The 25,605-nt window shown below is 43.4% G+C and carries 23 protein-coding genes, 8 tRNA genes and 3 rRNA genes; 4 read left to right on the plus strand and 30 right to left on the minus strand.

Annotated features, from left to right (window positions below; all coding sequences use genetic code 11):
* Nucleotides 1-30: 30 nt before the first annotated feature.
* The 4 genes from B9Y89_RS00865 to sigW form a co-directional block, all read right to left on the minus strand.
* A complete protein-coding gene (locus B9Y89_RS00865) occupies nt 31-1,272 on the minus strand; it encodes a CdaR family protein (protein WP_085520692.1) in 1,242 nt (413 codons plus the stop codon).
* On the minus strand, nt 1,265-2,089 hold the full coding sequence (gene cdaA, locus B9Y89_RS00870) for a diadenylate cyclase CdaA (protein WP_085520694.1): 825 nt from the start codon (nt 2,087-2,089) through the stop codon (nt 1,265-1,267). Before cdaA ends, B9Y89_RS00865 begins: the two co-directional genes overlap by 8 nt.
* Nucleotides 2,090-2,255: 166 nt before the next feature.
* Nucleotides 2,256-2,894: a zf-HC2 domain-containing protein gene (locus B9Y89_RS00875; protein WP_085520696.1), complete on the minus strand. Its 639-nt coding sequence runs from the start codon at nt 2,892-2,894 to the stop codon at nt 2,256-2,258.
* A 5-nt stretch (nt 2,895-2,899) separates the two neighbouring features.
* On the minus strand, nt 2,900-3,472 hold the full coding sequence (sigW, locus tag B9Y89_RS00880; protein WP_085520698.1) for an RNA polymerase sigma factor SigW: 573 nt from the start codon (nt 3,470-3,472) through the stop codon (nt 2,900-2,902).
* 205 nt (nt 3,473-3,677) lie between these two features.
* Here sigW and B9Y89_RS00885 point away from each other — a divergent pair, with 205 nt between their 5' ends.
* Nucleotides 3,678-3,851 carry an aspartyl-phosphate phosphatase Spo0E family protein gene (locus B9Y89_RS00885; protein WP_254901153.1) on the plus strand — a complete coding sequence of 58 codons (174 nt, stop codon included), beginning with the start codon at nt 3,678-3,680 and terminating at the stop codon, nt 3,849-3,851.
* A gap of 50 nt (nt 3,852-3,901) precedes the next feature.
* Here the strand turns inward: B9Y89_RS00885 and rocF are convergent, their stop codons facing one another.
* The 10 genes from rocF to B9Y89_RS00935 all read right to left on the minus strand — a co-directional run bounded on the left by rocF (nt 3,902) and on the right by B9Y89_RS00935 (nt 7,831).
* Entirely contained in the window at nt 3,902-4,798 is an 897-nt protein-coding gene (gene rocF, locus B9Y89_RS00890) for an arginase (RefSeq protein WP_085520702.1), read from the minus strand.
* 406 nt (nt 4,799-5,204) lie between these two features.
* The gene (locus tag B9Y89_RS00895) at nt 5,205-6,491 is read right to left on the minus strand and encodes an IS110 family RNA-guided transposase (RefSeq protein WP_085520704.1); all 1,287 of its coding nucleotides are present in this window, start codon (nt 6,489-6,491) and stop codon (nt 5,205-5,207) included.
* A gap of 267 nt (nt 6,492-6,758) precedes the next feature.
* Nucleotides 6,759-6,834, minus strand: a tRNA-Ala gene (locus tag B9Y89_RS00900).
* Between the two features lies 1 nt (nt 6,835).
* Nucleotides 6,836-6,910: transfer RNA gene (locus B9Y89_RS00905), tRNA-Gly, on the minus strand.
* A gap of 3 nt (nt 6,911-6,913) precedes the next feature.
* Nucleotides 6,914-6,989, minus strand: a tRNA-Lys gene (locus B9Y89_RS00910).
* 38 nt (nt 6,990-7,027) lie between these two features.
* A tRNA-Tyr gene (locus tag B9Y89_RS00915) sits at nt 7,028-7,113 on the minus strand.
* Between the two features lie 13 nt (nt 7,114-7,126).
* A tRNA-Thr gene (locus tag B9Y89_RS00920) sits at nt 7,127-7,200 on the minus strand.
* A gap of 4 nt (nt 7,201-7,204) precedes the next feature.
* Nucleotides 7,205-7,280: transfer RNA gene (locus B9Y89_RS00925), tRNA-Val, on the minus strand.
* Between the two features lie 4 nt (nt 7,281-7,284).
* A tRNA-Glu gene (locus B9Y89_RS00930) sits at nt 7,285-7,359 on the minus strand.
* Nucleotides 7,360-7,468: 109 nt separating this feature from the next.
* Nucleotides 7,469-7,831 carry a potassium channel family protein gene (locus tag B9Y89_RS00935; protein WP_176222054.1) on the minus strand — a complete coding sequence of 121 codons (363 nt, stop codon included), beginning with the start codon at nt 7,829-7,831 and terminating at the stop codon, nt 7,469-7,471.
* A gap of 135 nt (nt 7,832-7,966) precedes the next feature.
* Here B9Y89_RS00935 and B9Y89_RS00940 point away from each other — a divergent pair, with 135 nt between their 5' ends.
* On the plus strand, nt 7,967-8,872 hold the full coding sequence (locus B9Y89_RS00940) for an SDR family oxidoreductase (RefSeq protein ID WP_085520708.1): 906 nt from the start codon (nt 7,967-7,969) through the stop codon (nt 8,870-8,872).
* A gap of 927 nt (nt 8,873-9,799) precedes the next feature.
* Here B9Y89_RS00940 and B9Y89_RS00945 read toward each other — a convergent pair.
* The 6 genes from B9Y89_RS00945 to B9Y89_RS00970 form a co-directional block, all read right to left on the minus strand.
* Nucleotides 9,800-10,198 (minus strand): hypothetical protein, encoded by a 399-nt coding sequence (locus B9Y89_RS00945; protein WP_139822664.1) that lies wholly within the window; start codon nt 10,196-10,198, stop codon nt 9,800-9,802.
* Nucleotides 10,199-10,711: 513 nt separating this feature from the next.
* Nucleotides 10,712-10,784 (minus strand) — tRNA-Thr (locus B9Y89_RS00950).
* 25 nt (nt 10,785-10,809) lie between these two features.
* A 5S ribosomal RNA gene (gene rrf / locus B9Y89_RS00955) occupies nt 10,810-10,925 on the minus strand.
* 162 nt (nt 10,926-11,087) lie between these two features.
* Nucleotides 11,088-14,010 (minus strand): 23S ribosomal RNA (locus B9Y89_RS00960).
* Nucleotides 14,011-14,191: 181 nt separating this feature from the next.
* Nucleotides 14,192-15,739 (minus strand): 16S ribosomal RNA (locus B9Y89_RS00965).
* Together the 16S, 23S and 5S rRNA genes with 1 tRNA gene alongside form the textbook arrangement of a ribosomal RNA operon.
* Before the next feature lie 487 nt (nt 15,740-16,226).
* Nucleotides 16,227-16,448, minus strand: coding sequence for a hypothetical protein (locus B9Y89_RS00970; RefSeq protein WP_085520712.1), 222 nt, complete (start codon nt 16,446-16,448; stop codon nt 16,227-16,229).
* Nucleotides 16,449-16,587: 139 nt separating this feature from the next.
* Here B9Y89_RS00970 and B9Y89_RS00975 point away from each other — a divergent pair, with 139 nt between their 5' ends.
* Nucleotides 16,588-17,346, plus strand: coding sequence for a polysaccharide deacetylase family protein (locus B9Y89_RS00975; RefSeq protein WP_085520713.1), 759 nt, complete (start codon nt 16,588-16,590; stop codon nt 17,344-17,346).
* 40 nt (nt 17,347-17,386) lie between these two features.
* On the opposite strand, the gene B9Y89_RS00980 is transcribed toward B9Y89_RS00975, so the two are convergent.
* On the minus strand, nt 17,387-17,962 hold the full coding sequence (locus B9Y89_RS00980; RefSeq protein ID WP_085520715.1) for a KinB-signaling pathway activation protein: 576 nt from the start codon (nt 17,960-17,962) through the stop codon (nt 17,387-17,389).
* A gap of 153 nt (nt 17,963-18,115) precedes the next feature.
* On the opposite strand from B9Y89_RS00980, the gene gerD reads away from it, so the two are divergent.
* Nucleotides 18,116-18,739, plus strand: coding sequence for a spore germination lipoprotein GerD (gerD, locus tag B9Y89_RS00985; RefSeq protein ID WP_085520717.1), 624 nt, complete (start codon nt 18,116-18,118; stop codon nt 18,737-18,739).
* Nucleotides 18,740-18,778: 39 nt separating this feature from the next.
* On the opposite strand, the gene B9Y89_RS00990 is transcribed toward gerD, so the two are convergent.
* The 9 genes from B9Y89_RS00990 to B9Y89_RS01030 all read right to left on the minus strand — a co-directional run bounded on the left by B9Y89_RS00990 (nt 18,779) and on the right by B9Y89_RS01030 (nt 25,511).
* Nucleotides 18,779-19,825 (minus strand): Mrp/NBP35 family ATP-binding protein, encoded by a 1,047-nt coding sequence (locus B9Y89_RS00990; RefSeq protein ID WP_085520718.1) that lies wholly within the window; start codon nt 19,823-19,825, stop codon nt 18,779-18,781.
* 88 nt (nt 19,826-19,913) lie between these two features.
* The gene (gene cwlD, locus B9Y89_RS00995) at nt 19,914-20,636 is read right to left on the minus strand and encodes an N-acetylmuramoyl-L-alanine amidase CwlD (RefSeq protein ID WP_085520720.1); all 723 of its coding nucleotides are present in this window, start codon (nt 20,634-20,636) and stop codon (nt 19,914-19,916) included.
* Nucleotides 20,637-20,706: 70 nt separating this feature from the next.
* Nucleotides 20,707-21,147 carry a DUF2521 family protein gene (locus B9Y89_RS01000; RefSeq protein ID WP_085520722.1) on the minus strand — a complete coding sequence of 147 codons (441 nt, stop codon included), beginning with the start codon at nt 21,145-21,147 and terminating at the stop codon, nt 20,707-20,709.
* Nucleotides 21,148-21,269: 122 nt separating this feature from the next.
* Nucleotides 21,270-21,662: a 30S ribosomal protein S9 gene (gene rpsI / locus B9Y89_RS01005; protein ID WP_085520724.1), complete on the minus strand. Its 393-nt coding sequence runs from the start codon at nt 21,660-21,662 to the stop codon at nt 21,270-21,272.
* 20 nt (nt 21,663-21,682) lie between these two features.
* The gene (gene rplM / locus B9Y89_RS01010) at nt 21,683-22,120 is read right to left on the minus strand and encodes a 50S ribosomal protein L13 (RefSeq protein WP_085520726.1); all 438 of its coding nucleotides are present in this window, start codon (nt 22,118-22,120) and stop codon (nt 21,683-21,685) included.
* Nucleotides 22,121-22,241: 121 nt separating this feature from the next.
* Nucleotides 22,242-22,988: a tRNA pseudouridine(38-40) synthase TruA gene (truA, locus tag B9Y89_RS01015; RefSeq protein ID WP_085520859.1), complete on the minus strand. Its 747-nt coding sequence runs from the start codon at nt 22,986-22,988 to the stop codon at nt 22,242-22,244.
* 26 nt (nt 22,989-23,014) lie between these two features.
* Complete coding sequence (locus B9Y89_RS01020; RefSeq protein ID WP_085520728.1) at nt 23,015-23,809, minus strand: energy-coupling factor transporter transmembrane component T family protein; 795 nt, start codon at nt 23,807-23,809, stop codon at nt 23,015-23,017.
* Nucleotides 23,806-24,687, minus strand: coding sequence for an energy-coupling factor transporter ATPase (locus tag B9Y89_RS01025; RefSeq protein ID WP_085520730.1), 882 nt, complete (start codon nt 24,685-24,687; stop codon nt 23,806-23,808). The genes B9Y89_RS01020 and B9Y89_RS01025 overlap by 4 nt, the downstream gene beginning before the upstream one ends.
* Nucleotides 24,663-25,511 carry an energy-coupling factor ABC transporter ATP-binding protein gene (locus tag B9Y89_RS01030; RefSeq protein WP_085520732.1) on the minus strand — a complete coding sequence of 283 codons (849 nt, stop codon included), beginning with the start codon at nt 25,509-25,511 and terminating at the stop codon, nt 24,663-24,665. Before B9Y89_RS01030 ends, B9Y89_RS01025 begins: the two co-directional genes overlap by 25 nt.
* Nucleotides 25,512-25,605: the final 94 nt, after the last annotated feature.

The raw sequence follows: 25,605 nt of genomic DNA on the forward strand, positions 1-25,605 counted from the left end.
TCCTTCATCACACACTTTCTAATTGTGTGGTCAATCAGATTGAGACTCGCTGTTCACTTTGATTTTGGTATTTTCCTTCGAGACAATGGCTTTAACGTAATCAGGTGTCTCAACTTGAAGCTCAGCTTGATGTTTACCTGCTTTGAGATCTGATACATCTACATATACTTGAAAATCGCCACGTCTAACCGAACTTAATACCTGTTCAGTTCCTTCTAGGGTCACATCGACAGCTCGATCCGGGGGATCAAGGAATTCAACGGTCTGGTCCTTATCCAATCCACGGACACCAATTGACACCTGTTTAAATGAATGTTTTTGGCTCTGACCGACATCAACCTTGACTTGTACCGTTTCAGGCTTGACCATATCAACACCCTTCGGCATGGGCACATCAACATCCAATGTTTGACCTTCTGTCACACCGTCAAGCGGAACTTTAACGGTACTCAAATGGTTGATATCGCTGATAACATCCTTTTCACCATAGATATCAACTTTCTTAGGACTTACGGTTATCGATGATAAACTTGTCCCATCGGGAAGCTGACCCTTAGTTTCTGTCTTAACATTCATGGTTTTTGAAGGAGACAGCAAAGGGATTTCCACGTCAGCGGATGAAGGATTCATTTGAACGTCCAATTGATTACCGTTGTCATCATAGGCCTTCAAATTCAGCTCCCGGGAAATATCTTCGTTCGCCCCCTTCACATTAATGACACCTTTAATATACGAAATCGAATCGATGACTTGCTTTCCTCCCGTTACTTCCACTGTTTCTGGTTCTATAGTGGGGTCTCCCAGCTGGTAGCCAGCCGCTAATTTTTGTTCATTAATAAAGTCAATATTGACCGGGAAAGACTCTGTCACTTTTTTCTGAATCGTGACTCTGACACTGGATGGAATGATATTCACATTAAGACCATTCTGCAACCCCTCTGATTGAATGGGAACTTTATAAGTACCGGGACCTTTCCCCTCAAGATCAACAAAGACATGTTTGGTGATTCTAAACTTCGTCGTTTGAACTTGTTCCGGAGAACCTTTAACTTGTAACTTAACTTCTTCCGGCAAACCAAGAACAACATACTTATCCTTATCATATTCCGCCGATAATTCCTCCGAAGACGTCTCAATGGCTTCTCCGTTATCAGAAAAGAACGGAGTATTGGCCTGAGAGTCTTGTTCAGAAGTGACGACAGTGTAGAGCATAAGTGCAATTAGAAAAGCTATCAACTTCATAAACCAACGGCTTTTAAAAAGTTTATCCATTGTCCTTACCTCTCCAATGCCAAATTGATCCGCTTGCAGCTCGTTTATCTTGCACCAATATTTCTTCGGATAATAACTCGCGAAGCTTGTCTTCCGATATATCGCGATGAAGTTCGCCGTTTTTCGTTAATGAGATATTACCGGTTTCCTCAGAGACGATAATTGTTATGCTATCGGTCACTTCACTAATGCCCATGGCAGCCCTATGCCTTGTACCAAGTTCCTTCGATATAAGTGGACTTTCCGAGAGCGGCAAGTAACAAGCAGCGGCTTTGATATCATGATCTTTTATAATGACAGCTCCATCATGCAGAGGCGTGTTCGGTATAAAAATATTAATTAACAGTTGTGATGTCAAATGGGCATTCATGGTAATACCTGTTTCGATATAATCATTCAGCCCCGTTTCACGTTCAATGGACATTAAGGCGCCGATGCGTCGTTTAGCCATATACGATACCGCCTTAATAATTTGATCAATCGTTTGTGTTTGCCGCTCTTCTTCCTGGATCTCACGGGTGAATAACCGGCCGCGTCCTAAATGTTCCAATGCCCGGCGTAACTCTGGCTGGAAAATAATAATAATGGCAAGCAAGCCGTATGTAATGGTCTTATCCATAATCCATTCAAGAGTTCTTAAACCAAGGAAGCTACTCAAAAACCAAATAGCAATGATAAAAGTAATTCCTTTTAATAATTGGACAGCCTTTGTACCCTTAATGACCATAATCAATTTATAAATGACGTAGGTAACAAGCAGTATGTCAACAACGACACGAAGTGACTTAAGTAAATCTATGTCAGACCATGATAACATGGTAACTTGCCTCCAAAATATAAAAAATGTTCTTTCTTAGTGTTTTTTATTATAACATACTTATTCGTCACTCTTCTTTTAAGTGATATGAAAAATTCATAACACATCTTTAGTCTATGTGGGTCACTCTATAAATATGGGAAAACTTGTGATAATAGAGACCAACTTAACTGTTGGTCTCTATTGATATGAAAAATAAATGCTTAAATGCATCCTTTAGATTGTACCAAACCCATTCCATGATTTGATTAACTTCTTCGATGTCACCAGCAACCGATCCTGCCGAAGCCTTTAAAGTCGAATTTTTTATTAGAATCACATCGCCGCTGACTTGTCCTTTGACGTCAACATGACCGTTCTCAACAACTAAATCACCCTTAATCGTTTCACCTTCAGGAACGATAACGGTGTTGGCTGAAGCGTATTGCAGTTGACCTTCACCTTGGACATAGGCATTGAATGGACGATCAACCCACATTGAAAAAATATACCCCATCATAAGCACCAGGAATACAGCCGCTGCTGAAACCATAGGGTGACGCTTCAACCATTGCCGGAATCGTTTGTTATGATCTTCCTTAGGTAGCTGCTGCATCACTTGGTCAGTAAAGTTTTGTGACGGCTTATCACCCGTCTGATGACTTAATGAGTGTAATTGCCTGTCGACAAGAGACATTTCATCATAATAACGGCGGCATGGTTCACAGTAACTGATATGATTGTGAATGTCTTGCTTTTCTTCTTCTGATGTATCTCCGTCCAACATTTTTTGTATGAGACTAATATATGTTTTGCTACAACCCATCCATCTCACCTCTTCTGGGAATCAAGCATTCGTTTTCTTAAAGCTTCTCTTCCCCTGTGAATCCTAGTCTTTACTGTCGCAACCGGGATACCCATAATGTCACTGATCTCTTTCAAGCTAAAATCTTCAATATATTTCAGTGTAATGGCTGTTTTATATTTTGGCGGCAATTTGTCAATTTCATGCTGTAGCCACGATGCAGTTTCATGATTTAACACCGTCTGCTCTGGACCATCTTCATTAGATGGCAAATGAGCATACATATTAAAGCCATCGGTGCCCGGAATATCGGCATCAAGATAAAAACTGGGCTTTTTTTTACGCAGATAGTCAATCGATAAGTTAGTCGCAATACGAAATAGCCATGTTGAAAATTTGTGTGTATTCTCATAGCGATTAATATTTGTGTATGCTCGAATAAAGGTTTCCTGAGCAAGGTCCTCAGCTTCTTGAGGGATGCGAACAAGACGTAAACAAATATTATAAACTTTAGTTTTATACATTTCGACTATCTGAGCAAAAGCTTGCTGGTCACCATGTCTTATTTCTTTTATGAGTAATTGAACCGTATCTTCCATATCCCCTAAGCCCCATTTCTGTGGCTATCCTAAACTACGCATAACATGCCACTTAGGTTTCAAAAATAATTTTAACAAATATTTCTTAACGCGTGTTTAAAAGTTTGAGTTTATTATCGAATATTATTTAATGACAGGTTTTAAAGGACATATCAATCGGGAATCCTAATAAGAAAGACCTACGGGAGGGTTTTGATTGGGACAAATGAAGCTCAAAGGTGAAATTGAACAGGCCAGGCAAGCATTAATTGAAGAGGCTCGACATCGTTCATTAACAGAAGCCGATATTATTTCATCGAGCACACAACTGGATCGCTTAATCGTGGATTACCACAAATTAAGGACTGATGTTCCATCAACTAAGACTAGGCATAAATAGTGGGGCTGCCTTGTATGTAAGGCAGCCCCGATTTATTTAATATAAACCATTCATAATAACTTCTCACCGAATAGTGATCCCATTAAATCAACGGCAACAACTGCCGTTTTATTTCGTTCGTCAAGGATCGGATTCACTTCTACAAACTCTGCAGATGTCAGAATATCTGCATCTGCTAACATTTCCATCGCTAAGTGGCTTTCCCTAAAAGAGATACCTCCATTAACAGGGGTGCCTACACCCGGCGCATCACTCGGGTCCAATCCATCTAAATCCAAACTTAAATGAACACCATCTGTCCGCTCTTTGAGATATCGAATCGCTTCATTCATCACTTGGGTCATCCCAAGACGGTCAATCTCATGCATGGTGTAAACATTGATCCCTTTTTCTTTAATTAACAGCCTCTCTTCAGCATCCAATGAACGTGCACCAATGATCACAACGTTCTCAGGCTTGACTTTCGGAGTATATTGCCCGATTCCCGTAAGTGCTTCGTCGCCAATTCCAAGACTAACAGCTAACGGCATACCATGAATATTACCGCTCGGCGATGTTTCACCTGTATTTAAGTCACCATGAGCATCATACCAAATGACACCCATATTATCATAAGCATGAGCTGTTCCTGCCAGTGTTCCTATTGCGATGCTGTGATCACCACCAACGACTAAAGGAAATCGTCCTTGTCCGACAATGTGTTTAACAGTTTCATATAATTGAATATTTGAATTCGTAATCGCTTTCAAATTTTTTAAGCCTTGACGTTGCTGATCCCTTTCATTATATGCTATTTGGATATCTCCAGAATCATCAACATCGTGACCAATGTCACGAAGCCGTTCCAACATACCTGCGTAGCGAACCGCACTTGGACCCATATCAACGCCTCGACGCGCCTGCCCCATATCCATAGGTACACCTATGATTGCAATATTTTTAGCCAAGTCACGCAACCTCCCTCTTTAAATTAAGGTTTTCTTAGAATTTCGCCGTTTTTCTCCATATTTCTTTTTGATCAATCAAAGTCCACGGTTGTTTTTAGTCCTATTATTTCCTACTAATGATATATATGGAACTCAGGCATGAGACTGAATAAACCTTAATGGCAAAATACCATTAAATGGATAATCTAGATTTATGATCGCACCTTGGATCTCCACTTTTTACATGGCGGTGGACCCTCCCATGTCTCTCGGCGTCTATGCGCGCAAATTCCTTCGTTCGACCTAACCATGGTGGATGCCGGAAATGCTCCCTTGGCGGGTCTATGCCCTAATGGATGAAATAACGACCGGCTTCTCCGTGCTTCAATTGTCAAAAGATGTTTCAAAACGATGTCTGTACGTCTTGTTAAGCGACTTCCTGTAATGTCGAAATCATTGGGATATCACGAAGCATGCGTTCTTCACTGAACGTACACTTTCGTGTACCTAATACATAAAAGATTTTGATGAGTTTTCTGCTTAGCGCAATAAACGATTGTTTGCCTGTTAGCGGATTATTGGGCCGATGTCGATAGTAATAATGAAGCTGCTTGAAACCTTCATTGTGTAACGATAATGGGCGTGCCACTTGATACAATAAACTTCGCAGTCTTCTCCGGCCCCGTTTGGTGATGGTCGTTTGACCTTTGAATAATCCTGATTGATTCATCTTTAGATTGAGTCCCGCTAATTTGATAACTTGGCGTGGATCCCGATAGTTCGATAAATCACCAACTTCAGCGAAAAAGCCAGCCACGGTCATGGCACTTACGCCTTTAATCGCCATCATTTGATCGGACCCCGGAACGTGAAGAATGATTTCTTCGAGTTGTGCTTCAAGAGCGATTAGACGTTCTTCAAGAGCCTTATACTGGTCAATCAAATAACGAATTTCCTGACGTGCCATGCGTAATCCCACTGTGAGGCCAACACTGTCATCAGCTGCCTGTTTTAGGGCCTGTATGCGTTTGATACCCACACCGCGTTTGGCAGCCTCTTTGACTTCCAGAAGCAAATCTTCTTCCGAAGTTTTACGGATATCTTCTGGCATATAGCCTCTTTCCAATAGATGAAGGGCAGCCTTCCCGGACCAGTCCTTAAAGACATCAAGAAACTCTGGAAAGTATCGATCAAGCGCATTATGCATTTGGGCTTTGATCGAGGACATATCTTCCTGGATGATATCATAGAGTTTCATGCCTTCCCGTAATTCAGCGTACACATCCTCCGGTAATGTAGGTTCATGATAACGGCCATCACGCACGACCTGGGCGATGACTTTGGCATCTTTTGTATCGTTTTTCGTTGGTGAGTCATCATCCAATTCCTTGGATCGCTTGACCTTCATCGGATTGACGACAACCACTTGAAACGCCTGGCCTTTCAAGTGATAGGCTAAATTCAGCCAGTAATGGCCCGTTGGTTCCATCCCAACGATGATGTTGGAGCGCGCGTATTTTTCGGACAAGTTCTCAGCCCATTCGATAAGATTTGAGAATCCCTGCAGCGAATTGGTGAATACCAGCCGTTTGACAAGATCTCGACCACGATCATCTATCGCACGGGCCACGTGTTTGCGTTTCGCCACATCAACCCCGATAATTAATGTTTGTTCGTTGATTTGCGCTAATCGATTATTTTGTGTAAAATCCATTGTAGAAGTCCTCCTTCGGTACTCAATTCGAGGTCATGCATGACACTCTCTATCGTACCAAGGGGACTTTTTTTATGCACTTTTCATTTTCGTTGAGTTCCCTTCAAATTTTCTTCCTTACAGGAATGCTCCCTGTATCATTTTTACTACATTCGCGAGATTTTATTAAATGCATAAGTCTATTTTACATGGTTTCATATAATTAAAAAACCTTAAACGGCAAAGTTTAAGGTTAACGAAAGGGATTTGTATGAATGATTAAGGGATTGGTGGAGCCTAGCGGGATCGAACCGCTGACCTCCTGCGTGCAAAGCAGGCGCTCTCCCAGCTGAGCTAAGGCCCCATGGAGCGGAAGACGGGATTCGAACCCGCGACCCCCACCTTGGCAAGGTGGTGTTCTACCGCTGAACTACTTCCGCAACTGGTGAGCCATGGAGGATTCGAACCTCCGACCCTCTGATTAAAAGTCAGATGCTCTGCCAACTGAGCTAATGGCTCTTAATATTTAAGACAATATTAAAGTGATTTTTATTAAGTGGTGGAGGGAGTAGGATTCGAACCTACGAACCCGAACGGGAGCGGATTTACAGTCCGCCGCGTTTAGCCACTTCGCTATCCCTCCATATGATTAAGCATGCCGGCCGAGGGACTCGAACCCCCAACCTACTGATTACAAATCAGTTGCACTGCCAGATTGTGCTAGGCCGGCATAATGGTGGAGGATGCAGGGCTCGAACCTGCGACCCCCTGCTTGTAAGGCAGATGCTCTCCCAGCTGAGCTAATCCTCCATAGTGGTGACCCCTACGGGATTCGAACCCGTGTTACCGCCGTGAAAGGGCGGTGTCTTAACCACTTGACCAAGGGGCCAAACATCTTGTCCTGCCAACCGACGCTTTTTATTATACCCAGTGCGTCTTTTATTGTAAAGGGGAAATAAAATAAAAAGATTATTAAGATAAATCAAATAAGGTGTTGATTATTTCCTCCTATTTGGCAGCCAGCGCTCAATTAATGATGGATATAACTGCAAATACTGTACAGTAATGACGGCTGGCAATATATATCCAACGGTTGCCTCGACCACTGCCACGATTCGCGCCCAATGATAAGGTGTCATGTCACCATATCCTACTGAAAATAATGTGATGGAACTGAAATACATCGTTCTTGTCAATTGATCAAACCATAATGGGGCAAAAATTTGACCCCCACGGTGCTCCACAATCCTACCTAAATCAAGAAAGTCTAAGGCAAGATATATCAGAGTGAAAGTTAAAATAATATTCATACATAACATTAACAATGCCAACGAGCGGTACCAAACATTCCGATCAAGCATGTCCATTTCCCCTCCTATCGATGCATATGCTCACCTGAGATCAATTATGAATTAAACATGACTGGACCCCTTTGCACCGAAACTTAATTCCTGAATAACATATAATGATAATTGCCTATTTTTGGAGGGAATCTTATGTATCCTAAATATCCTTATTACACCGTCACGACCCAGTACAAACAACAACCACTATCATTTCCACCTCAACACCAACCCAGACAACCTGGTATTGAATCATTAATGGATCCAAGGCCCATCATCGAAAATCCTGAATATCATGGCAGTCATAAGCTGAAAAATAAAGTTGCCATTATAACAGGAGGCGATAGTGGCATTGGCGCTGCTACAGCAATTAGTTTTGCTAAAGAGGGAGCAGACGTTGTGATTCCATACTTTTATGATTATGAAAACGAAGATGCTATGAGAACAAAACGTCGAGTCGAGGAACTTGGCGGACAGTGTCTCTTAATCATTGGTGACCTTAAAGATCCAAAGCATTGTCAAAACGTCATCAAGACCACAATCGATTCATTTGGTGAACTGAATATTCTCGTCAACAATCACGGTGTCCAATTTCCACAGGAAAACCTCACGGACATTTCAATCGAGCAATGGGACACAACGTTTAAGACAAATATTTATCCCTTTTTTTATATGGCCAAAGCCGCCCTTCCTTATCTAGAAAGCGGTGACGCCATTGTCAATACAGCCTCTGTGGTTGCTTACGAGGGAAATAAAAGACTCATTGATTATACAGCAACAAAAGGAGCCATTGTCGGATTTACCCGTGCGCTGTCCCAAAATCTCGCTACTCAAGACATTCGCGTCAACGCTGTTGCCCCCGGGCCTATCTGGACCCCGTTGATCCCTTCCAGTTTTTCTGTAGAACAAGTCGAAACATTTGGTCTTGATACGCCGATGAAGCGCGCCGGACAGCCATTTGAACTCGCCCCCGCCTATGTATATTTAGCATCTGATGACTCACGCTATGTCACCGGTCAAGTTATTCATGTTAATGGTGGGCAAATGGTAAGTTCATAAGTAAATAAGGGAGCCCAAAAATTGTAGAGCACCCTTATTCTAGTTATTTCCCTAGAAATAATTTAAACACATGTACGTTAATTGAATAGATAAAATAATTGTCCAAACAATCATAATTCTCTCCTGAGAGGAACCCATTTGTTCGTATAAATCGTGTTAATCAGTTCTCTACCTACATTTTGCTAGCCTTATTTTGGGATGTTTAGTACGTTTTCCGCCATCCCTACTCTGTTCAATATAGACCGCATCTCGTTTATTTATGACAAGATGAATCTGACAAAACATAAAAAAACCCCTTGATATCAAGGGGTTTTCATCTTTTCTGTATCAGAGCTTCCAACCGGACTCGAACCGGTGACCTCATCCTTACTATGTATAATCGGGCGTCATAATCAACATTTTGCCCAATAATCCGTTGGAAAACTTCCTATTATATAGACGTTTCTATTCGCTCGTTGTTTTTTTACCCATTGCCAGTGTGGGTTTTCATTAAAGAGTGAACTTGATACCGGGAATTCGTTTTTGTCTATGAACTTCCCCTGATCGTCTCTCGTCTTTCGGTGAACGCTCGTTTTTGTGTAAGGGGTTTTATATTTTAAGTGTTGCCGCAGAACAGTTTTGCATTCATCATATTCAGCAGCCATGAACAGCGCTAATCTAATAATTTAATTTCTATCGGACGTCATTTGAAAAGCTGCGTTTCAAAGTCCAAACTGGAGCATTTATAGGAGCTTTCATGTAGTATTCAGGTATCAGATACAAAAAAGCCTCTTAGTACTAAGAGTTTTTTTATTCATTTACTTATTTAATTATTAAATCAAAACTGTTCCTTTTAATACTCCATAAACGAAACCAACTATAAGAGCTATAACACCTATAAAAACCATACTTGATTTCTTAGACCTAAAAGCTAACCTTTTCATTAAATCACCACCAACAAGTAGCTGCGTAACCGAGACCGCCTCCTACTAAACCTGCACCAACAGCACCTTTTCCAAATCCTTTCAAGCTACATGACATTGTTTGAATACCACTTGTTTCTTGATCAGTACTATAGTATTGATCATAATTAACATCAGGTACATAAGTTTTCACGTTATAATTATATTTTACTGCATTACGATCAACATCAGCATTAATTTGTGCAAATGAAAACTTATAATATTTTGCGACTTTTAATCCAACAATATCTATAGCCTTTTCCGTATTAATTTTAGCATAACCTTGATCAGCTATTTTTGTAAAGCTTCTAACCTTTCCCGATTCTTTATTGGCTTTTTGATATAAATCTTTCGATACATTTAAATCAAAGTTATTCTTATTCAAGTCAGAAATGTTAAAGATGATCTGATATTGAAGCTCAAAAAACATACACAAAGGAATATTATCAGAGTGTATGTACCAAGAGCTTAATTTAATGAAATTGACTACAGAAAAGCGAGACATTGCGATAATTGATGAAACACCAAAAAGTTATGCTTTCAAAGTTAGTGAACGACGTTCCAGTTATTTTTCTAATAAATCAATAAAGTTATGATCCAACTTTAACGTTTTAGCCTTTGGTTTATGTTTATTGGAACAATTATCTTTTGGATAACAGGACGTATAGATTCGCATATGGATTTTTTGAGCATAGATATAAGGTCTGTAAGGTACGTTAAGAGATTAATTAAATCAAAACAAATGTAGCTATTGATAAATAGAGAAATTGTTAGTGGCCCTTCGCGAAATGCTCTTTAAAAATCGTTTGTGCCAAATTTGTGCCAATCCGTTTTTAACACAAAAAATGACGGGACATCAGATAACCAATGAACCCCGCCATATCAATGCTTCTATGAGAGCTTCCAACCGGACTCGAACCGGTGACCTCATCCTTACCATGGATGCGCTCTACCGACTGAGCTATGGAAGCAAGTCAAAAGTTTAATAATGAAGTAGCCTGGCGGCGTCCTACTCTCACAGGGGCAAAGCCCCAATTACCATCGGCGCTGAAGAGCTTAACGACCGTGTTCGGGATGGGAACGGGTGTGACCTCTTCGCCATCACCACCGGGCTCACAGGATGTGAGTCAGTTCAGTGTTGTCACAGGACGTGACGTTCTTAGTTGAACATCCTTTTGACCACTATAACATCCTCGCTTATACAAACAAACATGCTATGTAATTAAAGGCTTGCGCCTTCAGAACTAGAAACGAAAGTAGAAACGCATCTCAATTAGGATAAGCCCTCGACCGATTAGTATCCGTCAGCTCCACGTGTCACCACGCGTCCACACCGGACCTATCAACCTCATCATCTCTAAGGGGTCTTACTGGCCTAACGCCATGGGAAATCTCATCTTGAGGGGGGCTTCATGCTTAGATGCTTTCAGCACTTATCCCGGCCACACTTAGCTACCCAGCTGTGCTCCTGGCGGAACAACTGGTACACCAGCGGTGTGTCCATCCCGGTCCTCTCGTACTAAGGACAGCGCCTCTCAGATTTCCTGCGCCCGCGACGGATAGGGACCGAACTGTCTCACGACGTTCTGAACCCAGCTCGTGTACCGCTTTAATGGGCGAACAGCCCAACCCTTGGGACCAACTTCAGCCCCAGGATGCGATAAGCCGACATCGAGGTGCCAAACCTCCCCGTCGATGTGGACTCTTGGGGGAGATAAGCCTGTTATCCCCAGGGTAGCTTTTATCCGTTGAGCGATGGCCCTTCCATGCGGTGCCACCGGATCACTAAGCCCGACTTTCGTCCCTGCTCGACTTGTAGGTCTCGCAGTCAAGCTCCCTTATGCCTTTGCACTCTGCGAATGATTTCCAACCATTCTGAGGGAACCTTTGGGCGCCTCCGTTACCTTTTAGGAGGCGACCGCCCCAGTCAAACTGCCCACCTGACACTGTCTCCGAACCGGATCACGGTTCTAGGTTAGGATATCCGAATCGTCAGGGTAGTATCCCACCAGTGCCTCCACCGAAGCTGGCGCTCCGGTTTCTCTGGCTCCTACCTATCCTGTACAAACGATACCGATACCCAATATCAAGCTACAGTAAAGCTCCATGGGGTCTTTCCGTCCTGTCGCGGGTAACCTGCATCTTCACAGGTACTATAATTTCACCGGGTCTCTCGTTGAGACAGTATCCAAGTCGTTGCACCTTTCGTGCGGGTCGGAACTTACCCGACAAGGAATTTCGCTACCTTAGGACCGTTATAGTTACGGCCGCCGTTTACTGGGGCTTCGATTCGCTGCTTCTCCCGAAAGGGATAACAGCTCCTCTTAACCTTCCAGCACCGGGCAGGTGTCAGCCCCTATACGTCACCTTTCGGTTTAGCAGAGACCTGTGTTTTTGGTAAACAGTCGCTTGGATCTTTTCACTGCGGCTCATCCAGGCTCATCACCCGGACGAGCACCCCTTCTCCCAAAGTTACGGGGTCATTTTGCCGAGTTCCTTAACGAGAGTTCTCCCGAGCGTCTTAGGATGCTCTCCTCGCCTACCTGTGTTGGTTCTGGGTACGGGCACCTACCGCCTCGCTAGAGGCTTTTCTTGGCAGTGTAGGTACAGGCCCTTCGGTACTTAAATTCCCTCCTCATCACCGCTCGGCTATAAGATGGCGGGATTTGCCTCACCATCAGCCTTACGGCTTGAACGCACGCTTCCATCCGTGCGCTGGCCTTGCCTTCCTGCGTCCCCCCGTCACTCGGACGGCGGCAGGTGGTACAGGAATTTCAACCTGTTGTCCATCGCCTACGCCTTACGGCCTCAGCTTAGGCCCCGACTAACCCTGAGCGGACGAACCTTCCTCAGGAACCCTTAGGCTTTCGACGGAAGGGATTCTCACCCTTCTTTTCGCTACTCATACCGGCATTCTCACTTCTAAGCGCTCCAACAGACCTTCCGGTCTGACTTCAATGCCCTTAGAACGCTCCCCTACCATGACAACGTCATCCACAGCTTCGGTGATACGTTTAGCCCCGTTACATTTTCGGCGCAGCGCCACTCGACCAGTGAGCTATTACGCACTCTTTCAATGATGGCTGCTTCTAAGCCAACATCCTGGTTGTCTGGGCAACGCCACATCCTTTGCCACTTAACGTATACTTAGGGACCTTAGCTGGTGGTCTGGGCTGTTTCCCTCTCGGCTACGGATCTTATCACTCGCAGCCTGACTCCCGAGGCTAAGTCTTTGGCATTCGGAGTTTGACTGAATTTGGTAATCCGGTGAGGACCCCGCACTCAATCAGTGCTCTACCTCCAAGACTCTTCCCTCGAGGCTAGCCCTAAAGCTATTTCGGGGAGAACCAGCTATCTCCGAGTTCGATTGGAATTTCACCGCTACCCACCGCTCATCCCCGCATTTTTCAACATACGTGGGTTCGGGCCTCCATCCAGTGTTACCTGGACTTCACCCTGGCCATGGGTAGATCACATCGGTTTCGGGTCTGCAACCACAAACTCATACGCCCTGTTCAGACTCGCTTTCGCTGCGGCTCCGCCTCTTCAGCTTAACCTTGCTTGTGATCGCAACTCGCCGGTCCATTCTACAAAAGGTACGCCGTCATCCCCCGAAGGGGACTACGACTACTTGTAAGCACACGGTTTCAGGTTCTCTTTCACTCCCCTTCCGGGGTGCTTTTCACCTTTCCCTCACGGTACTGGTTCACTATCGGTCACTAGGGAGTATTCAGCCTTGGGAGATGGTCCTCCCAGCTTCCGACGGGGTTTCTCGTGTCCCGCCGTACTCAGGATCCACACCCGTGTCATCCGGCATGTCGATTACAGGGCTATTACCTTCTTTGGCTGGCTGTTCCAAGCCGATTCATCTATACCGATGCCACGTGATGGTGTGTCCTACAACCCCAAGAGACTCGCTCTTGGTTTGGGCTGGTCCCGTTTCGCTCGCCACTACTCAGGGAATCGCGTTTGCTTTCTCTTCCTCTGGGTACTAAGATGTTTCAGTTCCCCAGGTGTGCCTTTCATACCCTATGAATTCAGATATGAATACGACCCGTTCAGGGTCGCGGGTTGCCCCATTCGGAAATCTCCGGGTCAAAGCCTACTTACAGCTTACCGGAGCATATCGGTGTTCGTCCCGTCCTTCATCGGCTCCTAGTGCCAAGGCATCCACCGTGCGCTCTTCATAGCTTAACCTATGAGATGCTTTGTTTCTACCTTCGTTATCCAGTTCTCAAGGAACAACTTGAGAGATTCCTCTCTCAAAACCAAACAAAACTCATCAAGCGCTGAAGCATAGTCAAGGATCATCACCGACAATCTGTCGGTAGGTTCNGGCTCGCAAATGCGAGTCCATGTATCGTTCTTATATCCTTAGAAAGGAGGTGATCCAGCCGCACCTTCCGATACGGCTACCTTGTTACGACTTCACCCCAATCATTCGCCCCACCTTCGGCGGCCGGAGCCGACTTCGGGTGTTGCGGACTCTCGTGGTGTGACGGGCGGTGTGTACAAGGCCCGGGAACGGATTCACCGCGGCATGCTGATCCGCGATTACTAGCAATTCCGGCTTCATGCAGGCGAGTTGCAGCCTACAATCCGAACTGAGAGCGGCTTTAAGGGATTCGCTGAACCTCGCGGTTTCGCTGCCCGTTGTGCCGCCCATTGTAGCACGTGTGTTGCCCAGGTCATAAGGGGCATGATGATTTGACGTCATCCCCACCTTCCTCCGGTTTGTCACCGGCAGTCACCTTAGAGTGCCCAACTGAATGCTGGCAACTAAGATTAGGGGTTGCGCTCGTTGCGGGACTTAACCCAACATCTCACGACACGAGCTGACGACAACCATGCACCACCTGTCACTCTGTCCCCCGAAGGGGAACGCCCTATCTCTAGGGTTGTCAGAGGATGTCAAGACCTGGTAAGGTTCTTCGCGTTGCTTCGAATTAAACCACATGCTCCACTGCTTGTGCGGGCCCCCGTCAATTCCTTTGAGTTTCAACCTTGCGGTCGTACTCCCCAGGCGGAGTGCTTAATGTGTTAACTTCAGCACTAAGGGGTTGGACCCCCCTAACACCTAGCACTCATCGTTTACGGCGTGGACTACCAGGGTATCTAATCCTGTTCGCTCCCCACGCTTTCGCGCCTCAGCGTCAGTTACAGGCCAGAGAGCCGCTTTCGCCACTGGTGTTCCTCCACATCTCTACGCATTTCACCGCTACACGTGGAATTCCGCTCTCCTCTCCTGTACTCAAGCTCCCCAGTTTCCAATGCCCCTCCGTGGTTGAGCCACGGGCTTTCACATCAGACTTAAGAAGCCGCCTGCGCGCGCTTTACGCCCAATAATTCCGGACAACGCTTGCCCCCTACGTATTACCGCGGCTGCTGGCACGTAGTTAGCCGGGGCTTTCTGGTCAGATACCGTCAAAGCGCCATCATTACCTATGGCACCTGTTCTTCGCTGACAACAGAGCTTTACGATCCGAAGACCTTCATCACTCACGCGGCGTTGCACCGTCAGACTTTCGTCCATTGCGGATGATTCCCTACTGCTGCCTCCCGTAGGAGTCTGGGCCGTGTCTCAGTCCCAGTGTGGCCGATCACCCTCTCAGGTCGGCTACGCATCGTCGCCTTGGTAAGCCTTAACCTCACCAACAAACTAATGCGCCGCGGGCCCCTCTGTAAGTGACGACAAAGCCGTCTTTATTCATCGCACCATGCGGTGCGATGATCACATTCGGCATTAGCTCCGGTTTCCCGGGGTTATTCCGAGCTTACAGGCAGGTTACCCACGTGTTACTCACCCGTCCGCCGCTCGATCCACCCTAATCACTCCGAAGAGATCATAGAATATCTCGCGCTCGACTTGCATGTATTAGGCACGCCGCCAGCGTTCGTCCTGAGCCAGGATCAAACTCTCCGATGTATAGGACGTACAAGTGCCGACGTTGTGACAGGACGTCACGCCGTTAGTCGGCCTTTCTTTACATCCTTGGCTGTTAAGCCAATATCTACAAACGTTTGACCCTTGGCTATGTTTGAAAAGAGGTTCCTTTCAAACAGCGCTTGAGTTTTGTTTAGTTTTCAAAGAGCAATCTGTCATTCGCTCATGTTGTTGCTCATCAAAGCGACCTTTATATTATAGCAAGGGTTAACTATAATGTCAATAACCTTTTAGTAAATGATGCTTTCCTTAAAAGTTATGCGACTAATGTCAAAGTTCATTGACCAATTCAACATCTTCACATTAATGCAACCTTTTTTTAAAGCAACTATATTAGTTTAACACAATCTATACATCATGTCAACTCGCATCTTTAAGAGTTAATAATAGTTGTGTATTAGTCGCTGCAAAAAGCGACATTTTGTATAATAACAATTTATGTAGACTTCGTCAATCCCTAATCCCTTAATTATTTTATGTTCTGTTGGGTTCTTACATATTTTATGCACTCTTCTCGAGATGCAAATCGTTTTAATATTTTAAAGAGGATTTGATAACGCTCTTCCATCGCTCTTCTTACAACATGGTGGAGTTGATCATCTGTTATATCATGAAGCAAATCTTCCAGTTCACTTTTAAGTAAATACTTAACTTCTTCGACTTCTTTATCTAAAAACAAAGCACCTAACATAAATGTCACCTCACTTCACAATATTAATTATTCACCGATTGCCATGTTTTTATAAATAATGATTAAACTCAACCGTCAAGACATATCTCGTCCCCTATGAAAATAAATATAGTACAAACCCTATATTAGGAGGACGACAATGCTTTTTGTATGGATTTTAAACGGTAAAAAAGCTAAACATACCGCATTTATTGTTGTTGCCGCTTTTTTTGCGGCCTTAGTAGCGTTTGTGCAAAGTGAGAGTGTTGCAGTGTTTTCCACATCACAAGGGCCTAAAGCATTATCCAAAGTGCAAACTAACAAGCAACAGGTGGCTTTAACTTTTGACATTGGTTGGGGTGAAGCACGAGTCAAGCCCATTCTTAAGTTTTTAAAAAAAGAAAACATCAATGCCACCTTTTTTGTAACTGGCGAATGGGTTGATGCCCATCCTAACCTCATCGATAAGATAAAAAAAGCTGATTTAGAAATTGCCTCACACGGCATGAAACACAACACTTATACCTCAATGGAAACAAACGATATTAAAAATGACATTTTACAGGCCAAGCAAATGATTAATAAAATCAGCGGAGATTCACCGACATTCCTTCGACCGCCCAAAGGTAAAATCAACAAAGATGTCTTAAATGTCGCAAACAAATTAAACCAAGATGTGGTCTTATGGAGTGTTAATCCGCAAGATACCGCAAATCCAGGACACAAGAAAATCGCAGCTTACGTTCTTAATCATACCCAGAAAGGTGACATTATAAGGTTACATGCATCTGATTCAGCTAAACAAACCCTCAATGCCTTACCACTTATCATTGAAGGCTTGCAAGATAAGGGTCTTAAAATGGTTTCCTTATCAAAGTTAGTCTCAGATGCGAAGGTGAAATCAAAAACGCTTGAGTAAAGCAAAAAGCGGCCGTCTTAAACGACGACCGCTTTTTGTTTTATTGATTGGCACGTAACAGACGATGCAGTTTCAACACTTGGTATGTATTACAAGCTAAAAGTGTTCCGCCCATAATCCAAAGCCATTGGTCATTCGTCCGTAGATCAGGTATCCATTCAATTGCCGTGACAACAAACATAAGAAACATTGTTGGAACAAAAGCATAGTGGTTTGTTTCCCGTTTCTTAATTTCAGCCACAATATAACTGACAACTAAAAGAATAGCCGGAAGTACCAAATAACTGAACACACTTTCATGGTCTTTAGCAAAAGCCTGATAACGCAAGTAAACAAGATCAAAGAATGTAAAGGCAATCAGTACCCATTGTACCTTGGACCATAAGCTGTGGGATTTAAACATACCAAGACCTATTCTGTGCAAGGTTAAATAAGCAAAAAAACCCATTTGGCTAATCGCGCTGAAGAGCAAGCCCATAATAGCCGTTGTCACAAAGAAACCTAAAAAATTCCCGGTGGAAAATGGGTTTAACAGGATTAAACCAAAGAATAATGCAGCTACCGCTCCTAAACCTAATGTTTTTATGAATAAAGCTACCCAAATTCTTATACTCACTCATTTGTCCCCCATCTTAACCATATCCACTTTTGATTTTACCAACCTCATGGAAAAAAAGCCAATAAACCCATCATCTTTTATTGCATAAGTTCTCCCTATATAGCCCCATATTAAAATGTAAAGAAGTATTAAGGAGTGTGACTCCATTTTATGTATAAAGTTATTCAAATCACGATGGTCTGCCTATTACTGTTGTTCTCTGGAGGCTGTGCAGCTAAACAAGCCCAAAGCGGCTCAGATCCATCATATGAACAAACAAAGAAAATGTTCGTCGATATGTTGAAAAGTGATCAAGGAAAAAAGGCGCTTCGCGACATTCTAAAAGAGGAAGAAATGAAGCAAGCTTTAGTCCTTGACCATGATTTCGTTAAAGAAACCCTTATGAATACCGTTGAATCAAAAAAAGGGAAACAGTTTTGGACCGAACTCATTAGTGATCCAAAGTTCTCAGAGAAACTGGCAAAGTCTATGCAAAAAAACAACGAGAAGTTACTCAAACATCTTATGAAAGACCCTGCATACCAAGAAATGATGATGAGCATTCTAAAAGCACCAAAAATGCAGGAGCAATACCTTGATCTCATGAAGACCAAACCATTTAGAGAACAAATGCAGACCGTCGTCCTTGATACCATATCGAGCCCGCTATTCCAAGAAAAAATGTCTAAGGTCATTAGCAAAGCTATAGAAAAGCAAATGAAAGGCCAACAAGGCCAGGAGCAGAGTAAACAACAAAGCAGCAATAAAAGCAAGGGTCAAGGTCAAAGCTCTTAGTAAAATCAAGGCTGTCCCCTCTTGAGGACAGCCTTTTTATCACTGTAATTTTGCGTCAACATTTTTGGCAACATCCGTATACAATTGCCCAATCGATTCATCTTCAAAATAGCAACCCGGAGCAAAAACATCATCTTTTTCTTCCGGTTGATTAAGTGGAATCTGCCCCAATAATTCTGTACCCAGGTTCTCACTAAGTTTTTCTCCGCCGCCTTCTCCGAAAATATGTGCAATTTCTCCGGTTTTATCACTTTTAAAATAGGACATATTCTCAATAACACCGAGCAGTTTGTGTTCCGTTTTTATAGCCATAGCCCCTGCACGCGCTGCAACAAAAGCCGCTGTTGGATGTGGCGTTGTTACAATTAGTTCATTACCAGACGGCACCATCGACTGAATATCCATAGCAATATCGCCCGTTCCTGGTGGCAAATCTAAAATAAGGTAATCCAAATCACCCCAGTCAACTTCACTGAAAAATTGATTGAGCATCTTACCTAACATTGGACCGCGCCAAATAACCGGCGAATTGTCTTCAACAAAAAAGCCCATAGAAATAACCTTAACACCGAAACGGTCGACGGGTTGAATTCGTTTGTCAACAACTGTCGGCCGATTCTCAATACCCATCATATCCGGGATGCTAAATCCATAAATATCAGCATCAAGAATCCCAACTTTTTTGCCAATACGTTGTAAGCCTAATGCTAAATTAACTGAAACTGTTGACTTACCGACACCGCCTTTTCCGCTTGCAACCGAAATAAACTGTGTTTTACTGCCTTCCGCCAACAGGGAAGGGCCTTGCTCTTCGGGGATACCACCCAGTGCCGCTAACTCCTCATCAGTCAGTTGCTCAAACCGCAAACCAACGGATTCAGCTCCATTTTGCTTCACTTTCTGTACAATCTCTTGCTGCAATTTCATTTGTTCAGCTGTTTGCGTCTTGCCTAAGGCAATCTTAAGACTGACAAAAGTATCGTCCACTTTCACTTCCCGAATGCCGCCTGTTTCTTCAATACTTTTATGTAAATGTGGGTCTTCCATTGACTTAAGAATCTCAATGACCTCTTCTTTTGTCAAAATAGTGGCCTCCTTTGAAAATGATTACAAGTACAGTATAACAAAACATCAATAACCTAGCATCGATCACCACTTTTTAATAAACAAAAACCTATTCCAATTCAGGAACAGGTTCGTCAGTAAAATAGCGCATAAGTCCTTGGTAAATAGAGGCTGCAACTTTCTGTTGGTAATCATCAGTGTTGAGTAATTGTCTTTCATCTGGATTCGATAAAAACCCGACTTCAACAAGAGCTGAGGGTTGTTTTGCAACTTTTAATAAATAGATGCTATTAATGGCTTTCGCGACACGGTTCGTATTATTTAACTCATTCCTAAGGGAGTCTTGAATGAATTTAGCCATTTTTTTATTTTCCTTAGATTGCGGATGATAAAAGGTTTGCGCACCTCGCCATTGAGATGAAGGGATCGCGTTCAAATGAATACTCACCATGGCATCGGCTTCACTATCTTTAACCATCTCTGCACGTCGCTTTAAATCTTGTGTTTTTCGACGACTATTCCCTTGAAGATCTTCATCAGCTAAATCCTGATCCTTCTCACGTGTCATTAACACAAGCGCACCCGAGGCTTGTAAGTCATCCTTTAATTTCTTAGCGATTTGTAAAGCGATATCTTTCTCTTTAACCTTCCCGCCTTCAGCACCGCCATCAACCCCGCCATGTCCAGGATCAAGAACAATAACCCTTCCCGATAACGGCAGATTCCAATTGTTCCAGGAATTCCGGGTCAACACTTCATAATTTAAAATGACAACTAATAAAATAGCTCCAGCAGCAATGGCCGACCACCTTAACCATTTATTTTTAAACATAAGAAGTCCCTCCGTCCATATGCCTGTCTAACTCATACATATGGGACGAGAGGGATTTTTATGATTTTATTTAATGAAGTCGTAAACGATACCTTCTAACAGTTTGCTCAAAACCATCAGTCCACCAATAGTACATAAAACCTTCACAAGCCATATAAAGGGATTCATACATTAAATCATCGGCATGGAACCCAAACATCCAGAAATCATACAGATCATCCAGCAAAGTTTTAAATCGACTGGAACTCTTTTTAAAAGCACTTTTTGCTGACTCGCCATCATAGTAGCCTAAGCGACCATAGGAGGCCCCCAGTAAATATGATTCAATGGCATAGTCTAAGCACATGTCACTAATCGTCTGTTTATATATAGATAACGGCTTAAGAAATGAATCAAAATACTCTGCTATCATGGATTCAATATTGTGTATGGAAAGTTCTTTAAGAAGTTTCCTTTCAAAATCCACTTGTTTATGTCGATAAACCTTTTGAAAGTCGGTGACGATTGCCATTATAAAAAACGCCTCCTTTCATCTGTAGCTTTTGATGAATGGAGACGTATCATGCTAACAGCTTTTGCCATGGTAGCCATAGAAAAACCCCGTTCAAACGAACGAGGTTTTCTTCAGCAAAATTAACGCTTCGAGAACTGTGGCGCACGACGGGCTGCTTTGAGACCGTACTTTTTACGTTCTTTCATACGTGAATCACGTGTAAGATAACCAGCGCGCTTCAACGTCTGACGATAATCAGGGTCAGCTTGAAGCAAAGCACGAGCAACGCCGTGGCGAATCGCACCAGCTTGGCCAGTGGAACCTCCGCCTTCAACGTTTACTAACACGTCATACTTACCATCAGTTTCTGTACTGATCAATGGTTGTCTAATCATTTCTTTAAGTGCTGCAAAGTCAAGGTAGTCATCAATATGCTTTTTGTTAATGACAATTTGACCTTCACCAGGCACCAAACGAACACGAGCAACAGATGTCTTACGACGACCTGTGCCGTTGTATTGGACTTTAGCCAATTCAATTCCCTCCTAACTCATTATCCTTTTAATTCATATTTTTCAGGTTGTTGAGCTTGATGCGGATGCTCAGCACCAGCATAGACATTAAGCTTCCGACCCATTTGGCGTCCTAGGGTATTATGTGGAAGCATACCTTTGATTGTCCGTTCAAGCATCTCACGTGGATATTTATTCCGCATTTCAAGCGCAGAACGTTCACGCAAGCCACCTGGGTATCGACTGTGATTATAATATTTCTTGTCAGTAAGTTTTTTACCAGTTAGGCGAATTTTATCAGCATTAATAACAACAACGTGATCGCCTGTGTCAACGTGAGGTGTATACTCTGGCTTATGTTTGCCTCGAAGTAGTTTTGCCACTTCACTTGACAAACGACCAAGTGTCTCACCTTCAGCATCGACAACGAACCATTTGCGTTCGACATCTTGTGGTTTCGCCATATATGTTGTACGCACGATTATTTCCCTCCTATAAAAGCATCGTAAACAGTCATCTATAGTAAACGGGGCTACAGTGGTGCTTACATAAATGCCAAATTATATACTATAACACATGAGAACTCATGTCAAGGTGATTTTAATCCTTGATCTCACAATCTTGATAAAAGACATCCCAAAGAAACAGCCCGTGTGGAGGTGCTGTCATAGAAGCCCGTCGTCGGTCACGGGCAGCAATAATATCTGGAATGACTTCAGGGCCTATACGACCTTGTCCAACAGCTAATAATGTCCCTACCATAATTCGAACCATTTGATATAAAAAACCATCACCTTTAAAGGTTAACGTAAAAGTATTTTCATTCTCAGTGACATTAATGGTTTTAATCGTTCTCACCTTATCTTGAGTCGAAGATCTGGCTGCACAAAACGAAGAAAAGTCATGCGTCCCCTCTAGATACTCAGCTGCCGTTTGCATGAGGATGAGGTCTAATGGTCTTGGAATATGGGCCGCATACAACCGCCGAAAAATGTCTTGATCAGCCACATTGTCAATGAAATAACGATATTCCTTGCCAATCACGTCAAAACGAGCATGGAAGTCATCACGAGCGACGGAAGCAGTTAATATCTTGATATCCGCTGGGGTTAATGTGTTTAAAGCATGAGCCCATCTTTCTGGTTCAATTTCTAAGGGCGTATCAAAATGAAACACCTGACCTCTGGCATGTACGCCCGCATCCGTCCGTCCAGATGCATGAATTCGGATCAACCGACCTTTATGCATTTTTAGTAAAGCATCCTCAACCTCTGACTGAACGGTCCGGGCATTCGGTTGCACTTGATACCCTGAAAAATGCGTTCCGTCATAAGCAACTGTACACATGATTCTTGGCAATCTAACCGCCCCTCTCAACCATTCCGTAAAATCAGCAGGCTTACTGTAAGAGCAAGTAGCAATACCAACACCATCGTATCTCTAAAAGTCCACAGTAACTTACGAAAACGCGTTCGACCAACATCTCCGCGATATCCTCGAGACTCCATCGCCATCGCTAAATCTTCAGCACGCTTGAATGAACTCACAAATAATGGTACAAGCAGCGGTATGACAGCTTTAGCCCTTTTCATCAAGGAACCCGTAAAAAAATCAACCCCTCGAGCCATCTGCGCTTTCATAATTTTATCCGTTTCTTCAACCAAGGTGGGTATGAATCGTAATGAAATAGACATCATCAACGCAAATTCATGCACGGGACATTTAATTTTCTTTAAAGGGCCAAGAAGCACTTCCAAAGCATCAGTAATCGCAATGGGTGTCGTTGTTAATGTCAATAAGGTTGTCGAAACAATAATGACAAGTAAGCGAACCGATATCAAAAGAGCTTGCTTCAGACCACCTTCATAAATCGTCAGCCATCCCCACTCAACCAAAGGATCGCCAGTTTTGGTTAACCAAAGATTTAAAATAAATGTGATAAGGACAAGAATAAAAATAGGTTTTAACCCATTATAAATAAATCGCAATGGCACCCGCGAAAGGAGAACACCAACAATAATAAAGGCAACACTTAACGCATGTGTCAACCAATTATTTGCCAAAAAAACAATCACAACATACAGAAAAACGGTCAAAATCTTAGCACGCGGATCAAGCCTATGAATGATGGATCCACCAGGGACATATTGACCAATAATGATTTTCAACGGCCCACACCGCCTCTCCGGCTCCCGTATAAATCATTCATGAGAGCATCACTTGTATCATCAACGGTAAACACGGCTGGATAGTCATCACGACCTAATTTCTGCCGCCATCTAGCCAAAAATGCCATGGTTTCTGGAATATCCAAGCCCAATCCTTTTAATCGCTCGACTTGTGCGAAAATCTTATCAGGACTATCTTGCATGACCATCTGACCTTGATCCATAACAATAATCTCATCAGAATAAATAGCGGCATCAGCCATATGATGTGTAACCATGACCGTCGTCAGTCCGCGTTCAGCATGTAGGTGCTGAAACAATGAGAGGATATCTCTCTGTCCCTTAGGATCTAATCCGGCTGTCGGTTCATCAAGAATCATCACTTTCGGTTCCATGGCTATGACGCCGGCAATGGCAACACGCCTCATTTGTCCACCGCTTAAATCAAACGGTGAACGTTCAGCTAGATCCTTAGGCAACCCCACCAAATCCATCGCATGATACGCCTTCTGCTCAGCTTCCTCTTCTGTCGCGCCAAAATTTAATGGACCAAAACAAATGTCACGAAGAACGGTTTCTTCAAATAATTGATGCTCAGGATATTGAAACACTAAACCAACATACTGACGCAAACGGCGCAATGCCTTTTTATCACTTTTACCGGATAACTCCATATCACCCATCGTGATTGTCCCGGTTGTCGGCTTTAGCAATCCATTAAAATGCTGAATCAACGTTGACTTCCCTGACCCCGTATGACCAATGACAGAGACAAAACTTCCCGAAGCAATCGACAAATTCGTGTTTTCAATGGCCCGCTGTTCAAACGGTGTCCCTTTGTGATAAATATGTGTCACATCTTTGAATACAATGTCCATAAACTCTCCACCAAGTCATCTTGTTCGATAACGGTCTCCTTGATCGGAACCCCTCGCTGTGACAATGCTTGGCGCAGCTTGATGGCAAGTGGCAAATCCAAACCGATTTGTGTTAAGCGTTCGGGATCTTGAAAAATATCGGCTGGTTGCCCTTGCATTAATGGCTCACCATCATTCATAACAAGCATGCGGTCGGCATGTAGGGTCTCCTCTAAATCATGGGTAATTGAAATAACCGTAATCCCTAACTCTTTGTTTAATTGTTTCATTAACTCTAGAATATCATGTCTACCTTGAGGATCAAGCATCGATGTGGCTTCATCTAGTACAATAATCTCTGGTTCTAAGGCAACGATCCCAGCAATCGCGACCCGTTGCTTTTGCCCCCCTGACAGGCGGTGAGGCTCTTGGTTGATATAATCAAGCATATGGACGCGGGTCAAAGACTGCTCCAACCGTTTGACCATTTCCTCACGTGGCAAACCATGATTTTCCATGCCAAAAGCAACATCATCTTGTACCGTCGTCCCGACAAATTGGTTGTCAGGATTCTGAAACACCATACCAACCCATTGACGAATCTCCCAAATATGGTCTTCATTCAACGTATTATACCCATTGATCTTAACCGTTCCTACCTCAGGGAGCAAAATCCCATTGAGGCATTTGGCCAATGTTGATTTTCCTGACCCATTGTGGCCAACGACTGCCACCCATTCGCCCTGATTGACAGAAAAATCAACATCCCGCAGGACCCACTCACTTTGTTCATTATACCTGAACCATAATCCCTTTAAATCGACAATCGGTTTGGTAGAAGCCATGGCAACCTCCCAAATTTCTAATGTTACCAACGATAACGAAAACATGGCATTCACCGTCACAAAGGATGAATGCCTCAAATTCTTTCTCTTAAGT

Origin of the sequence: Tuberibacillus sp. Marseille-P3662, from assembly GCF_900178005.1 — a bacterium.
In the GTDB taxonomy this organism is placed as follows: domain Bacteria; phylum Bacillota; class Bacilli; order Bacillales; family Sporolactobacillaceae; genus Marseille-P3662.

Bases quoted from the DNA above. Each gene is read 5' to 3' on its own strand.
- B9Y89_RS00865 (WP_085520692.1), bottom strand. From the start codon at position 1,272: ATGGATAAACTTTTTAAAAGCCGTTGGTTTATGAAGTTGATAGCTTTT.
- cdaA (WP_085520694.1), bottom strand. From the start codon at position 2,089: ATGTTATCATGGTCTGACATAGATTTACTTAAGTCACTTCGTGTCGTT.
- B9Y89_RS00875 (WP_085520696.1), bottom strand. From the start codon at position 2,894: ATGGGTTGTAGCAAAACATATATTAGTCTCATACAAAAAATGTTGGAC.
- sigW (WP_085520698.1), bottom strand. From the start codon at position 3,472: ATGGAAGATACGGTTCAATTACTCATAAAAGAAATAAGACATGGTGAC.
- B9Y89_RS00885 (WP_254901153.1), top strand. From the start codon at position 3,678: ATGAAGCTCAAAGGTGAAATTGAACAGGCCAGGCAAGCATTAATTGAA.
- B9Y89_RS00895 (WP_085520704.1), bottom strand. From the start codon at position 6,491: ATGGATTTTACACAAAATAATCGATTAGCGCAAATCAACGAACAAACA.
- B9Y89_RS00935 (WP_176222054.1), bottom strand. From the start codon at position 7,831: ATGCTTGATCGGAATGTTTGGTACCGCTCGTTGGCATTGTTAATGTTA.
- B9Y89_RS00940 (WP_085520708.1), top strand. From the start codon at position 7,967: ATGTATCCTAAATATCCTTATTACACCGTCACGACCCAGTACAAACAA.
- B9Y89_RS00970 (WP_085520712.1), bottom strand. From the start codon at position 16,448: ATGTTAGGTGCTTTGTTTTTAGATAAAGAAGTCGAAGAAGTTAAGTAT.
- B9Y89_RS00975 (WP_085520713.1), top strand. From the start codon at position 16,588: ATGCTTTTTGTATGGATTTTAAACGGTAAAAAAGCTAAACATACCGCA.
- gerD (WP_085520717.1), top strand. From the start codon at position 18,116: ATGTATAAAGTTATTCAAATCACGATGGTCTGCCTATTACTGTTGTTC.
- cwlD (WP_085520720.1), bottom strand. From the start codon at position 20,636: ATGTTTAAAAATAAATGGTTAAGGTGGTCGGCCATTGCTGCTGGAGCT.
- B9Y89_RS01000 (WP_085520722.1), bottom strand. From the start codon at position 21,147: ATGGCAATCGTCACCGACTTTCAAAAGGTTTATCGACATAAACAAGTG.
- truA (WP_085520859.1), bottom strand. From the start codon at position 22,988: ATGTGTACAGTTGCTTATGACGGAACGCATTTTTCAGGGTATCAAGTG.
- B9Y89_RS01025 (WP_085520730.1), bottom strand. From the start codon at position 24,687: ATGGACATTGTATTCAAAGATGTGACACATATTTATCACAAAGGGACA.
- B9Y89_RS01030 (WP_085520732.1), bottom strand. From the start codon at position 25,511: ATGGCTTCTACCAAACCGATTGTCGATTTAAAGGGATTATGGTTCAGG.